Raw genomic sequence first — 13214 nt, forward strand, 5'->3', positions numbered from 1 at the left:
CCTTGATTATCGCAGATTGGTTGAGTTCATTGAGGTTTTGGTATGGGTTTGGCGGCCTGGATGACGTTCGGATCGGGCAGGGCGGTTTCGCCGATGGGGAGCGGAAGCTGCTGCTGGGCCTTTCCGTAGCTGTCGTAGGCTCGCACGATGCGTTGGACGAGCTGGTGGCGGACGACGTCGACGTCTTCGAAGTGGCAGAAGCGAATGCCTTCGACGCCGTCGAGCACGTGGAGGGCTTCGAGGAGGCCGGACTTCTTTGGGTTGGGCAGGTCGGTCTGGGTGAGGTCGCCGGTGATGACGGCCTTGGAGTTGTTGCCGAGGCGGGTGACGAACATCTTCATCTGTTCCATGGTCGTGTTCTGGGCTTCGTCCATGATGATGAAGGCGTCGGAGAGGGTACGGCCACGCATGAATGCGAGAGGAGCGACCTCAATGACGTTGGATTCGAGGAGCTTGTCGACCTTGACGGGGTCGAGGAGGTCGTAGAGGGCGTCGTAGAGGGGGCGGAGGTAGGGGTCGACTTTTTCCTGGAGCGAGCCGGGGAGGAAGCCGAGACGTTCGCCGGCTTCGACTGCGGGACGAACCAGGATGATGCGGCTGACTTTTTTGGCCATGAGCGCCGAGACTGCCATGGCTACGGCGAGGTAGGTCTTTCCGGTGCCGGCGGGGCCGAGGCCGAAGGTCATGTCGGATTGTTCTATGGCTTCGACATACTTGCGCTGGTTGGGCGAGCGGGGCTGAACCATGCGTTTGACGCCGGCCGAGCGCTGCTTACCTGCGTCGACAAGAGATTTGAGGGTGGTGGTGGAATCGGCGACGACGAGCTTAAGCATTCCGTTGAGTTCGCCGTTGTGGAGGTTGACGCCTGATTTTCGTAGGGTATCGAAGTCGGTGAAGACTTGTTCGACGCGAGCAACGTTGGTGGCTTCGCCGGTAACGTGGATAGCGTCGGAGCGGAGATCGATCGTGACGTTGAGTTTGTCCTCGAGGATGCGGAGGTTTTCGTCGTGGGTCCCGTACAGGGGCTCAATGCCAGGTGTGATTTCCAGGGATTTTTTGATCAAGTAGTGTGCTGACCTCCGTCAGGGGGAGCTGGGTTGGGTGCTTGGCCGGTTGACTTGGGAGTTTTTGAGGGGAAGAGCGGACACTGGCTGGTGGCGCATTGGCTGCGCCCTTTGACTGCGACCGGGATGGCGGAAAGTGCCAATCTAGTGTCGAAGATGGGCAAAGAGTAGAACGTCGGGAAGATGGCGTCAAGGGGCAAATGATGAATAGATTTTGGTGCAGAACCGGGATGGGATCGCGGTACGGCATGTTTTCTACGAATTGGATGCTTTTCGGGGCTAATACGCCGTATTTTCGGGTAGAAGATGGGTTGACCAAAGGCCCAGGTTTCCGTAGACTTAGATATTGCAGGGAGTGCGGCAGGCCGTGACTGGATACAGAGTCGGCTGGCCTTGAGCCTGCATCCCATTTTCCCCTACAAATGTAAGGGTTGAGAGAAGAGAGTTTATGGCAAATCATGTTTCGTCTTTGAAGCGCGCACGTCAGACCGTAGCCAAGACTGCGGTGAACCGCTCCAACAAAAGCAAGCTGCGCGGAACCCTGCGCCTTCTGCGCGAGTCGATCGCCAAGGGCGACCACGCTGCGGCGACCACCCAATACCGCGAAACCGCTTCGATTTTGGACAAGAGCGTTCAGAAGGGCGTTCTGCACAAGAACACGGCGAGCCGCTACAAGAGCCGCTTGAACGCGCGCGTGAAGGCTGTTGCGCCTAAGAAGGCTGCTTAATTTTCAGTCGTTGATTTGAAGGTTTCGAGCGTAGAGATTTATGAAAAAGGCTGGCTTGCGGGAGACCGTAGCCAGCCTTTTTCTGTTTGTCCCTGTTGTCGGCAGGCGACTCGAACGTCAACCGCAACGACGAAATACAGGGATCTCTCCACTGCGTCACGCGATGAGACCGCGTGACTTCGGTCGAGATGACGATTCGTGGGTGCAGATGATTGGGTGCAGATGATTTAGATGACCGAGAGCGTACAGGGGCGCCTCGTGCATTGGTCGAGATGACGATTCGTGAGTGCGGATGATTTAGCGGGTGCAGATCGTTTCGTAGTGCCGATTGCTTCGTCGGTGCAGATTGTTTTTGGATGAGAGAGCTTATTGAGGGTTGTCCTTTGGGCGGTCGGAATTGGCTGGGCGATCTGATGGTTTGTCTGTGGGGAGGGTGTAGAGGGTGGGCGGTTTGCGGTGGACTTCGGGTGACGGGTCGCCAGAGGCTTGTGCGGCGTCGGTCGATGCTTCAGCAGCATCGCTGGATGCCGCAGCGGGGGCTTGGTTTGCGGGTGCAGGCGGCTGTGCGGAATCGGAGGTCGATGTAGCTGTGTTTGCTGGGGTTGGGGCGACGGCGTTGGCGGGCTGAGCTTCGGGTTGAACGGTGGAATCGGCCTCTTCGGCTGACGGAGAGGGTTGGGTGACGAAGCGGACGGGGAGATCGTTTTCGGGCGGAGCGGAGGTCTGGGCGAGTTTGACCGCATTCTCCTCTTTGGGGGTGAGGGGTGGGAGATGGTAGATCTCGATGGCGTTGGCGTGGATGAGGGCGAGGGAGAGGCCGTCGGGGGAGAGGGCGAAGTTTTGGCCTGCGCGCTCTACGGGGGTGCAGTCGGCGTGGAGGATTTGCTTGCCGCTGTCGGTCTGATAGACGACGACGGTTTGCGACGAGATCTCGTCGGCGCTAATGGGCTGATCGGAGATGGCGGAGGAGTGGAGGAGGACGCGGCTAAGGGCGAATCGGCCGCTGGACGGGGCGTAGACGAGGGACGGAGCGATGAAGTCGCCGAAGAGACCTTGTTCCCACATCTCCTGCCCCCTCATGTTGAAGCCGCCGACTGCACCGATGGCATTGCCGGCACGGCAGCCGAAGACGATGAACTCACTGTGACTGACGAAGAGTGGGAAGGGGCGGCAGGTGGAGTCGAAGGGAGAGAGCTCGTCGACCTTGCCGGCGTAGGAGTGGAAGTCAAAGGCGTAATGACGATGGCCCTGGTCCACGGTGGCGAGATAGCCGGCGATGGTGACCGGGACTCCTCCCGTGCCCCTGGAGTGGGCGACACCGGCGAAGTTGGATTTGACTGCAGCACCAGATTCCGGTGGCAGGTGGAGGCGATAGAAATTGATTTGAACGACGGGGGGTTCAGGAGCCGGCTCGACCGGGGTTGGGCCGAAGAGTGGAGTCTTCGGTTTGGGAGGGGCCGGAGTGCGCTTGACGGTCTCGACGGTGAGGAGGTCGGCATCGGGAGAGAGGATGACGGCGGCTATGCGGCGGTTGTCTGTGGAGAGAAAAGGGTGCTCGGCAAAGGGCTGGCTGGTGGAGAGATTGGCGAGAGGAGCGAAGGTAGTGAGGGTGTCGCGGATACGGAGGAGGAAGTGACCGTGGCCCAGACTCCAAAGATATTGGCCATGGTCGTGGGTGCGCCACGTGGTGCGGGCCAAAATGTGGCCAGAGGGAAGTTCGAGGAGGACGGCGTCGATGGTGCGGTCCATATCGTCCTCGGGCTCGTCGGGAAGGCGCTTGAGGAGGTGACGGGCGCTGAAGGTGAGCAAGAGGTGTTGATTGTCGACATAGTGGATCGTCAACATGGAGCTGCCTGCGAGAAGGAACTGCTCGGAGAGCGGTTGGAAGCCGAACGGTTCCAGTGGCAGGCGCAGCGGAGGCTCGGGACCTCGGGCTGCGAAAAGGGGGGAAGAGAGGGAAAAAAGAACAACACCAATAAGCGGGAGGCGGCGGCGGAACGTCGAAATGAGAGATCTGGGAACCGTCATGGGAGTAGATGCGTATCTCTGCTCACCGAGAACGCTGGCTGTAATGCTTTCACAGACGCGCGGGCGACGCCAAGGTATGCGGACGAACGGGTGAAAATAATGGCCGGCGTTGGGTTGGTGATACAAAGGCTGCAGAAGTTCTGCGCACAAAGGATGATGAAATGTCGAACACATGGATGTTGGGAGTGCCTGGCACGATGAGACGCCGGGCTGGAGTTGGTTTAGTAATTGGCTTGGCTATGGCCGGCGCCTGGAGTGCCGGATTGGCACAGCAGACCAAGGTGGTGAGCGACAATAGCAAGCCAACCGAGACTTATCTGCCGATTCCGGGATTTGATACTACCTCTCTGGATACTTCGGTCGATCCCTGTAACGACTTTTACAAGTTTGCCTGCGGGAAGTTCGCGGCGAACCATCCGATCCCCTCAGATCAACCGAACGTAGACCAGTTCTACGCGCTTTATAACGTGAACACTCAATCGTTGAATGGGATTTTGAACAAGGCTGCTGCTGGCGGCACGGGACGTTCGCCCGATGAGCAGAAGATTGGCGACTACTACAAGGCGTGCATGGATACGGACGCCATTGAAGCGAAAGGACTGGCTCCGGTTGAACCGCTTTTGCACGAGATCGACGCGGTGAAGAGCAAGTCTGACCTGCCGCCACTGATGGGGAAGCTGCAGAGGATTGGCGTGAATGTGTTCTTCGGTTATGGGGAACAGCAGGATTATAAGGACGCGACCAAGCAGATTGCGATTGCACAGCAGGGTGGGCTTGGGTTACCGGAAAAAGACTATTACCTTCGAACCGGAGCGAAGGACGTCGAGTTGCGAGAGCAGTATGTTGCTCACGTAGCAAAGATGCTGGAACTCGCGGGGAGCTCTCCCGAGAAGGCAAAGAAGGATGCGCAATCGATCATGACGTTCGAGACCGCGCTGGCCAAAGCGTCGATGAGCGTAACTGAGATGCGCGACCCGGAGAAGACCTACCACTTGCAGCCGATTGCGACGTTCGAGGCGAGTCTGCCGGGGTTCAAATTTGGAGAGTTCGAGGATGAAATGCACTCTCCGCATGTGACAGAGATTAACAATTCGACGCCCGATTTCTTTCCTGTTCTCGAGCAGGAGATCCAGGCGACCGACTTGGAGACGCTGAAGGCCTACATGCGATATCAGGTGTTGACGACATCGGCGGGCAGGCTGCCGAAGAGGTTCGATGCAGAGAACTTCGACTTCTACGGACGCATTCTGAATGGTCAGCCCGAGCAGGCAGCACGATGGAAGCGCTGCTCGAACTCCGTGAATGGCGCGCTGGGTGAGGCGTTGGGCAAGGTATATGTGGAGCAGTACTTTGCGGGAGACAGTAAGGCGAAGATGGTGGAGATGGTCGGCGACATTGAGGCAGCGATGGGACGGGATATCGACCAACTGGAGTGGATGTCTGCCGCGACCAAGGTCAAGGCAAAGGAGAAGCTGCACGAGGTGGCGAACAAGATCGGGTATCCGGATAAGTTCCGCGATTACTCGAAACTCGAGATCAAACCGGATGACGCACTGGGTAATGCTCGACGTGCGGATGCGTTTGAGAATGACCGCCAGTTGAACAAGATCGGCAAGCCGGTGGACCACAGCGAGTGGGGCATGACTCCTCCGGAGGTGAATGCCTACTACAACCAGAGCATGAACGACATCAACTTCCCTGCTGGCATTCTGCAGCCCTCGTTCTACGACCCGAAGCAGGATGATGCAGTGAACTATGGTCATATCGGCGCGGTGATTGGACATGAGCTGACCCACGGGTTCGACGATGAGGGCAAGAAGTTCGACGGTAAGGGCAACCTGAGCGACTGGTGGACACCGGAGGATACGAAGAACTTCGTAGCTCGGACGGACTGTCTTGCGGATGAGTATGGCAGCTTTGTCGCCGTTGACGATGTGAAGGTGAATGGCAAGCTGACGCTGGGCGAGAACACTGCGGACAATGGCGGTTTGCTGCTGGCTTATATGGCTTACCTCGATCGTGCGAAGAAGGAGGGCGTGGATCTGGCGACGAAGAAAGATGGATACACGGCGCCGCAGCGGTTCTACATCGGCTATGCGCAGAACTGGTGCGAGAACTCAAGGCCGGAGCAGGTGCGGACGCAGGTGTTGACGGATCCTCACTCGCCGGATCACTTCCGCGCGAATGGAGCGATTGTGAATCAGCCAGGATTTGCGGCGGCTTTCGGCTGCAAGAAGGGGTCGCCGATGGTGCCGGTAAAGAGCTGCCGCGTCTGGTAGCGAATTAGCTTAGTATTCGAATTCGGGACGCTGCGGGAGAGAGGCTTCGGCTTTCTCTCCCGTCCGCTTTTAAGTGTGCGAGAGTGGAAGTATGGCGGTTTTGGAGAAGAGACGGGCACTGGGGTTTGCTGCTTGTGCGCTGGCCAGTTCGTTGTGGGGATGCGGGTTTTTCTTTGGAAAGATTGCGCTGGCGGAGATGGGCTTTGCGCATATGGTGCTGTACCGGTTCCTGTTTGCGATGGTGGTTTTGCTGCCGCTGCTGGTAACGCATCGTCCGGGATTGAATCGACGGGAGTGGGGGTTGTTGGTGGTTGCTTCGTTTATGGGGGTGCCGCTGCAGTTTCTGATTCAGTTTTACGGGCTATCGATTACGACAGTGAGTCATGCTGCGCTGATGGTGGGGACGATGCCGGTGATTCTTGCGGTGGGGGCGGCGGTGTTTGCGCATGAGCGGATGGATTGGGTGGGGTGGGTGGCTCTGGCGGGATCTACTTGCGGGGCGGGCCTGATTGCGCTGGGTGGCGGATTGCATGCCAAGGGTGGCGCTACACTGGCTGGGGATGCGCTGGTGGTGGTGTCGTTGCTGATTGCGCTGTTCTGGATTCTTTTCAATAAGGAGTTGATGGGGCGGCACTCGCATATTGTGGTGACGGCGTATGGGTTGCTGTTGGGGACCTTGATGCTGATGGTGTGGGTGCCGGTGCGGTATGGGATGCCGCCGGTGGCGGGGGTTTCGGTGAAGGCATGGCTGGCGCTGGCGGCCAGTGGGGTGCTTTGTACGGCCGCCACTACGCTGCTTTGGAACTGGGGGATGACTCAGGTTCCAGCTTCGCAGGCGGGTGTGCTGCTGAATATGGAGCCGCTGATCGGGAGTCTGCTGGGAGTGATTGTGCTGGGAGAGCGGCTGGGGCCGAGCGCGTGGGTTGGGGGTGGGTTGATTCTTGCTTCGGCGGTTACGTTGACGACGCGGTCGAAGACCAGGGTGCGCGAGGATATGGCTCTGGCTGGTTGAAGTTGTGGCTAGTGGATGGTTGTTAGTGGCTCCTGGGTCACGGTCGACGACTTCAATTTTTTGGTGGTGTGGCGCCAGATGAGGGTGAGGGTGGTGCCGGCTACGATAAGGCCGGCGCAGAGGCCTAGCCAGAGGCCGACGGCTCCGTAGTGGAGGCGGAAGCCGAAGAGGTAGCCGATGGGGAGGCCGATGACCCAGTAGCCGACGATCTGGACGACGAGGCCGGCGTGGGTGTTTCCTGCACCCCGAAGGGAGCCGGTGGCGGTGATCTGGAGGCCGTCGAAGAACTGGAAGATGGCGGCGACGAAGAGCAGAGGGATGGTTGCGGCGATGACGTCGCGGTCAGTGGTGAAGCTGGCGGCGATGGCGTGGGGGAAGAGCAGGAGGACAGCGGAGAAGCAGGCCATGACGCCTGCGCCGAGGAGGATTGCGGCCCATCCTGCTGAGGCGGCTTCGGCGGGGGATTTGCGGCCGATGGCCTGGCCGACGCGCACCGCGGCTGCGGCGGAGATGGCGAAGGGGACCATGAAGGTGAAGCTGGCACAGTTGAGTGCGATCTCGTGGCCGGCCAGGGGGAGGCGTCCCATGACTCCGATGAGGAAGGTGACCATGCCGAAGATGGAGATTTCGACGAAGATCTGACCGCCGGCGGGTGCTCCCAGGAGGGCGAGGCGGCGGAGGCGGCGCGGCTCGAAGTGGCGGGCCATGCTGCGGAGGCCGTAGTGGTGGCGGCGCTCGATGCGCCATAGGGCGATGACCATGAAGAGGGCGAGGTAGCAGCGGGAGAAAGAGGTGGCGAGGCCTGCGCCCGTGACGCCGAGGGCGGGGATATGGAAGGGGCCGAAGGCATGGCCGTAGATGAGTAGCCAGTTGCCGCAGACGTTGATGAGGTTTGCTGTGACCAGGGCGACGGCGATGGGGCGTACGTGGTTGAAGGCCTGAAGGTAGCGGCGGAGGGTGAAGTAGAGGAAGAGTGCCGGGGTGCCGTAGTTGAGAGCGCCGAGGAAGGCGACCGAGCCGGTGAGGACGGCGTGGTCGATGGGGAGGCGGAGCATGAGCGCCGGGGCGCAGAGGATTATGAGGATGAGCGTGAGGGCCAGGCCAGCGGCGAGGATGAGGCCGTGGAGGAGCCAGCGGTTGGCTTCTTCAAAGCGACCTGCACCGTGGGACTGGGAGAGGTAGGTGTCGAGGCCGAGGAGAATTCCGGCAATGCCGAATGCGATGGTGTTGTAGAGGACCTGGCCGAGGGCGGCGGCGGAGATGGCGAGCGCGGGGTTGGCCATGTGTCCGACCATGATGGTGTCGACGATGCCCATGGACATCCAGCCGAGTTCGGCGAGGATGAGCGGGAGGGCGAGCGTGAGCACGGGCGGGATTTGCTGGCGAATGGACATTTCTGGGTACCCCCCTCCCCCCTCTCGGGGTATTTTGGAATGATTATATGCTTGACGTAGGTTGGGTCAGAGCACATAATTGTTTTTAGGTAAAAAAGCTATGTCTTCGATGCCGCCTGAGTTTCCCCGAAAGATTGCTGCTTTGATTCGCGAGTACACAACTCAGCTAGCTGACGTTCATACTCTTCGCGGAATGCTAACGATTGCTGAACAAGGTCTTGTTCCGGTGGATCAATGGGAGATCGCTCTAGAACTCGCTCGTCAGACTCCTGCGTACCGAAATATCTCTGAACAATACGAGCCACTTTTGCTTCGTCTTGAGCATGTGGCGGACATCCATGAAGTCGAGCGTTTGCTCGCGACCATGCCAGAAGCACGTAAGTCAAACTAGGAGACGTGGCTGATGAATCTTTACTCACTTGCTAAGACTTTTCCTAATGAAGAGATGGCTCTTGCGTTCTGGATCAAGACAAGATGGCCGAATGGGGTGCGGTGTTTAGCTTGCGACCATGATAAGTGCTATTTGATTGAAACCAAAGGCACAACACGCAAGATATACCGCAAGTTTGAATGCGCTGACTGTGGTCTTCACTTTAGCCCAACAGCCAATACGATCTTTCACGACTCACATCTTCCACTGACTAAATGGTTCATGGCGATCACCCTAATGACTGAGGCTAAGAAGGGCATCTCTGCTAGTCAGGTGGCGCGGCATCTCGGGATTACCTACAAGACAGCATGGCATCTGTGCCACCGAATCCGCGAAGCCATGCAAGAACCTAAATCAATGAAACTTGGTGGTGAATCGGTCACTGTAGAAATTGACGAAACCTATGTTGGTGGTCGCAGACGTGGTCAAGGCGTAAAGGGTGGCAAGAAGTCTAAGACCGTTGTTGTCGGCATCGCAGAACGTGACGGAAGCATTCATCTACAGCGTGTGAAGTCTTCCAAAGATTGGCATATTCGGCCCGTTCTGAGAGAAAAACTGGACAAGAAAACTGAGAAGGTTGTCACAGACGGCGATAAGAAATACAAGTCGATGTTTCCGAAAGATCGGCATGTGGTCGGCATCCACAAGCACGAACTCTACAACAAGAACTGGACTTCGACACAAACGGTAGAGAATGCGTTTTCGTTGTTCAAACGGGGTTTGGTAGGCAACTATCACCAGCTTTCAGCCGATCACCTTGATAGATACCTTGGTGAGTTCTGCTGGCGATATAACCGTCGCGGCCTACAACCTTGGTTGTTCAACATGACCCTTGAAAACATGGCAACTAGAAAGCCATTGCCCTATAAGGATCTGATCTTCTAACGTTCTGACTCAGACCACCAAACTCCGCAGAACATCGGGAGCATGAAGGTAGGCACTGAGGATAACCATGCATTACGTAAACAACTTTTACCATGTTGTTCTGCTTGTTTCTGCTTGCTTGGCTCTCTGGCGACAGTTGAGAACAACTAAGCCAGCCGCAAAGCGGTAAAGGGGCGATTTACAGAAACTCCCTTCCTGCAGCTAACCCTGTGGGGAGGGTCTGTCCATTTTCTGGACAGATTTCTTCTTGCGCGGCGATCCATCCTTGTTCAATTTGGGCTTTGCAACAGCTTCTTTGAACGTGGTCGGCTTCGCGTCAATCATCCGTTTGAGAACGGCTTCTAGCTTGTCTTTGTCGAACATGATGTCTTCGGCCATGCGAATATTGTAGGGAATTAAAGGAGACAAAAGATTGTCGGCACATTTCGGAGTTCAATGTAAGAAGTGCAAGGCTGGAATCATCTTGGAAGACCTAAATCTCAACCTTGCGCCGAATCAGGCCGATTGGCATGTTGTCCCGCTAACGGAAATCAAATGCGCTAACTGTGGCCATCAGCAACAATACCTAAGCAAAGACGGGATTGACTTTGAGGCAGGAACCATACCAAACGACCCTCGATAACCAGCTTGCAGCTACACCACACCCAACCATCAGCATCGTCTTTGGCGTATAGGCAACTCAGGCTCGGATGCCATCTAGCTTCGACCCCATAGCGGGTTGTGATCGGAATGTCGGCTAGATGGGAGTTTCGAGACAAAGGAAAACCTTTTAATTTCAGGGATTTGCGTTGTCAAGTAAACTCGTTTTAGATTAATGTCTTTTAGTTTCAACGTCCTACGTGAAACATATAATCATTTATTTTGGACGCAAGTTCAATCGAATCTGCAAGATAGAAGCCTATGGTGTCTGTAAAATATTGATTCTTAGAGACTTATGCCTAAAATACTTGTTTTGTTATATTTAGCTCGAGATTTTTCCGGAAAAGACGAAACCCCGGGTTACGCCGGGGTCTTTTTTGAAGTCTGCTACCAGTATAACTGGTGGAATGAAACTCATACGCCACGCGAATCTGCTTGTGTGGCGCGGCGATTGGTGAGTTTGGGGGTTGACAAGGGCAAAGAGCGGTACGGCCGTAGATTGTGATAAATAGGAGCAGCTCTGTCGCGAGGGGAGAATAGACAACGCAGCAGAGGGTGGGCTGAAAGGGACGAGCGGTGAGGGCAGGTTAGAGTTCATCGGGATCCTTCGCTCCGCTCAGGATGACGGCAACGGCTTGAGGACAGATTCCATGGCGGCAACGGCTTGAGGGCAGAATTCCATAGCGGCAACGGCTTCAGGACAGAATTCCATAGCGGCAACGGCTTGAGGACAGAATTCCGGCAACGGCTTGGAGAGGGTGGGCTGAAAGGAACGAGCGGTGAGGGCAGGTTAGAGGTTCATCGGGATCCTTCGCGCCGCTCAGGATGATGGCAACGGCTTGAGGACAGATTCCATGGCTGCAACGGCTTAAGGGCAGAATTCGGTGTTTGTGTCATTCGACTCTGCTCAGGAGCGAATCGGCTTGTCTGGCGCGGGGATTTGTGAGTTTGGGGGTTGACAGCTTTCGGCTGGAGGTGGCCGGACCGCTTTGGAGGCCGCCGAATCAAACGTTTGTGGCCCCGATGGTTGGAACAGGTTAACTACAAATTACTCACAGGATGAGAGAACCGAATGCGCGCCTTTATTGTGGAACGTCCCGAAGCAGCTTTTATGCAGGTAGAACTTCCCCGCCCTGTTCCGTTGGCAGGCCAGGTGCTGGTTCGTGTGCACGCGAGTGGCGTGAATCCGTTGGACACGAAGATTCGCGCGGGGAAGGCTCCTCATGCGAAGCAGCCGTTGCCTGCGGTGCTGGGGCTTGATATGGCTGGGGTGGTGGAGGAGGTTGGTTCGGGGGTGACGGCGTTTCGACCGGGTGATGAGGTTTATGGCATGGTGGGCGGCGTGGGTGGGCTGCAGGGGGCACTGGCGGAGTTCGTGGTGGCGAATGCCGACCTGATTGCAAGGAAGCCGAAGTCGCTTTCGATGCGCGAGGCCGCGGCTCTGCCGTTGATCACGATTACGGCGTGGGAGGGCATGGTTGATCGCGCGAAGGTGCATGGGGGACAGAAGGTGCTGGTGCATGCGGGTGCGGGTGGAGTGGGGCATGTTGCGGTGCAGCTTGCGAAGGCGTTTGGCGCGGAGGTGTTCGCTACGGTTTCGGCGGAGAAGCGACGAGTCGTGGAAGAGTTTGGTGCAACGGCTATCGACTACCGCGCGGTTTCGGCGGAGCAATATGTCGTGCAGTATGCCGATGGTGAGGGCTTCGATATTGTGTATGACACGGTGGGCGGTGCGACGATTGACGCATCGTTTGTTGCAGTGAAGAGGTATAGCGGCCATGTGGTGAGTTGCCTGGGATGGAGCACGCACTCCCTGGCTCCGCTTTCGTTTCGCGGAGCGACGTACTCGGGTGTGTTTACGCTGATGCCTCTGCTAACGGGAGTGGGGCAGGCGCATCATGGGGAGATTCTTCGCGAGGCGGCGGCGCTGGTTGATGACGGTAAGCTGAGGCCGATGATGAACGAACGACCCTTTGCCGGAACAGATCTTGATGCTGCCCATGCATTGGTGGAGTCCGGTGCTCTGGGTAAAGTGGTGGTCGATCTCTAACGTAATTGTGAATGTTCGAGTCGGAGTGTGGCGTTTGTTTTGGGAGTGGCGAGCGGGTCTGCAGGATTTACACGGCTGTAATCTGCGGCCGGGGAGGCTTGCTACACTTTCAAACATGCTTGATCAACCTTTGACTCATAGTTTTACGCCCGGAAAGAGCGAGGGCACGACGATCCTGAAGCTCGCTGGACCGCTGACCCTGTCTACGATCTTCGGATTTCAGAATGAGTTTCGCGGACAGACGCCGCAGGTGATGATTGTGGATCTGAGCGAGAGTCCGTATATGGATTCGGCCGGGCTGGGGCTACTGATGAACTACTACGTGTCGGCGGAGAGTCATGGGCGGAAGTTGCTGCTGGCGGGGGCGAATGAGCGGATTGAGTCGCTGCTGGAGATGACGAAGGTGCACAAAGTCTTGAAGACCTTCCCGACGGTGGATGCGGCGGAGGCAAGTCTCTAGGAGCCTGTCCGTCACACTGAAGGGCTGATATTGATCTTCGGCGAGGACGCGGATCTTTAGAAAAGACAACGGCAACGGCCACCGCAGATTCCTCCCCCTTCGACTTCGCTCAGGTGCGGAATGACAAACAAAAGAACAGGCAACGGCCACGACAGAAGAACAGGCAACAGCCACGACAGAAGAACAACATCCAAAGAACAAACTTAACTGCAAAACAGGGCTGTTTTCCTTTTTGTGAAGAAGCCT

Annotated in this window: 11 protein-coding genes; 7 read left to right on the forward strand and 4 right to left on the reverse strand. The window is 57.0% G+C overall.

What is annotated here, in order from left to right; genetic code table 11:
* Nucleotides 1-26: 26 nt before the first annotated feature.
* Nucleotides 27-1064, reverse strand: coding sequence for a PhoH family protein (locus tag HDF12_RS17600; RefSeq protein ID WP_179585463.1), 1038 nt, complete (start codon nt 1062-1064; stop codon nt 27-29).
* Between the two features lie 448 nt (nt 1065-1512).
* On the opposite strand from HDF12_RS17600, the gene rpsT reads away from it, so the two are divergent.
* On the forward strand, nt 1513-1791 hold the full coding sequence (rpsT, locus tag HDF12_RS17605) for a 30S ribosomal protein S20 (protein WP_179585465.1): 279 nt from the start codon (nt 1513-1515) through the stop codon (nt 1789-1791).
* A 366-nt stretch (nt 1792-2157) separates the two neighbouring features.
* Here rpsT and HDF12_RS17610 read toward each other — a convergent pair whose 3' ends face one another.
* A complete protein-coding gene (locus HDF12_RS17610) occupies nt 2158-3819 on the reverse strand; it encodes a hypothetical protein (RefSeq protein ID WP_179585467.1) in 1662 nt (553 codons plus the stop codon).
* Between the two features lie 161 nt (nt 3820-3980).
* Here HDF12_RS17610 and HDF12_RS17615 point away from each other — a divergent pair, with 161 nt between their 5' ends.
* Together HDF12_RS17615 and HDF12_RS17620 are read left to right on the forward strand one after the other, a co-directional pair.
* Nucleotides 3981-6098 carry a M13 family metallopeptidase gene (locus HDF12_RS17615; RefSeq protein WP_257025716.1) on the forward strand — a complete coding sequence of 706 codons (2118 nt, stop codon included), beginning with the start codon at nt 3981-3983 and terminating at the stop codon, nt 6096-6098.
* Nucleotides 6099-6189: 91 nt separating this feature from the next.
* Nucleotides 6190-7110, forward strand: a complete 921-nt coding sequence (locus tag HDF12_RS17620) for a DMT family transporter (RefSeq protein WP_179585469.1) — start codon at nt 6190-6192, stop codon at nt 7108-7110.
* A gap of 8 nt (nt 7111-7118) precedes the next feature.
* Here HDF12_RS17620 and HDF12_RS17625 read toward each other — a convergent pair whose 3' ends face one another.
* Nucleotides 7119-8504 carry an MATE family efflux transporter gene (locus HDF12_RS17625; RefSeq protein WP_179585471.1) on the reverse strand — a complete coding sequence of 462 codons (1386 nt, stop codon included), beginning with the start codon at nt 8502-8504 and terminating at the stop codon, nt 7119-7121.
* Nucleotides 8505-8583: 79 nt separating this feature from the next.
* On the opposite strand from HDF12_RS17625, the gene HDF12_RS17630 reads away from it, so the two are divergent.
* A complete protein-coding gene (locus HDF12_RS17630) occupies nt 8584-8895 on the forward strand; it encodes a hypothetical protein (RefSeq protein ID WP_179585473.1) in 312 nt (103 codons plus the stop codon).
* Nucleotides 8896-8907: 12 nt separating this feature from the next.
* Nucleotides 8908-9819 carry an IS1595 family transposase gene (locus HDF12_RS17635; RefSeq protein ID WP_179585475.1) on the forward strand — a complete coding sequence of 304 codons (912 nt, stop codon included), beginning with the start codon at nt 8908-8910 and terminating at the stop codon, nt 9817-9819.
* A gap of 201 nt (nt 9820-10020) precedes the next feature.
* Here HDF12_RS17635 and HDF12_RS17640 read toward each other — a convergent pair whose 3' ends face one another.
* Nucleotides 10021-10197 carry a hypothetical protein gene (locus tag HDF12_RS17640; RefSeq protein WP_179585477.1) on the reverse strand — a complete coding sequence of 59 codons (177 nt, stop codon included), beginning with the start codon at nt 10195-10197 and terminating at the stop codon, nt 10021-10023.
* Nucleotides 10198-11530: 1333 nt separating this feature from the next.
* On the opposite strand from HDF12_RS17640, the gene HDF12_RS17645 reads away from it, so the two are divergent.
* Both HDF12_RS17645 and HDF12_RS17650 read left to right on the forward strand, forming a co-directional pair.
* The gene (locus tag HDF12_RS17645; protein ID WP_179585479.1) at nt 11531-12508 is read left to right on the forward strand and encodes a zinc-dependent alcohol dehydrogenase family protein; all 978 of its coding nucleotides are present in this window, start codon (nt 11531-11533) and stop codon (nt 12506-12508) included.
* 130 nt (nt 12509-12638) lie between these two features.
* Complete coding sequence (locus HDF12_RS17650) at nt 12639-12968, forward strand: STAS domain-containing protein (RefSeq protein WP_246374175.1); 330 nt, start codon at nt 12639-12641, stop codon at nt 12966-12968.
* Nucleotides 12969-13214: the final 246 nt, after the last annotated feature.

This window comes from Tunturiibacter gelidiferens (assembly GCF_013410115.1).
GTDB lineage: Bacteria > Acidobacteriota > Terriglobia > Terriglobales > Acidobacteriaceae > Edaphobacter > Edaphobacter gelidiferens.

Coding starts and splice junctions, on each gene's coding strand:
- rpsT (WP_179585465.1), top strand. CDS start 1,513: ATGGCAAATCATGTTTCGTCTTTGAAGCGCGCACGTCAGACCGTAGCC.
- HDF12_RS17610 (WP_179585467.1), bottom strand. CDS start 3,819: ATGACGGTTCCCAGATCTCTCATTTCGACGTTCCGCCGCCGCCTCCCG.
- HDF12_RS17615 (WP_257025716.1), top strand. CDS start 3,981: ATGTCGAACACATGGATGTTGGGAGTGCCTGGCACGATGAGACGCCGG.
- HDF12_RS17620 (WP_179585469.1), top strand. CDS start 6,190: ATGGCGGTTTTGGAGAAGAGACGGGCACTGGGGTTTGCTGCTTGTGCG.
- HDF12_RS17625 (WP_179585471.1), bottom strand. CDS start 8,504: ATGTCCATTCGCCAGCAAATCCCGCCCGTGCTCACGCTCGCCCTCCCG.
- HDF12_RS17635 (WP_179585475.1), top strand. CDS start 8,908: ATGAATCTTTACTCACTTGCTAAGACTTTTCCTAATGAAGAGATGGCT.
- HDF12_RS17640 (WP_179585477.1), bottom strand. CDS start 10,197: ATGGCCGAAGACATCATGTTCGACAAAGACAAGCTAGAAGCCGTTCTC.
- HDF12_RS17645 (WP_179585479.1), top strand. CDS start 11,531: ATGCGCGCCTTTATTGTGGAACGTCCCGAAGCAGCTTTTATGCAGGTA.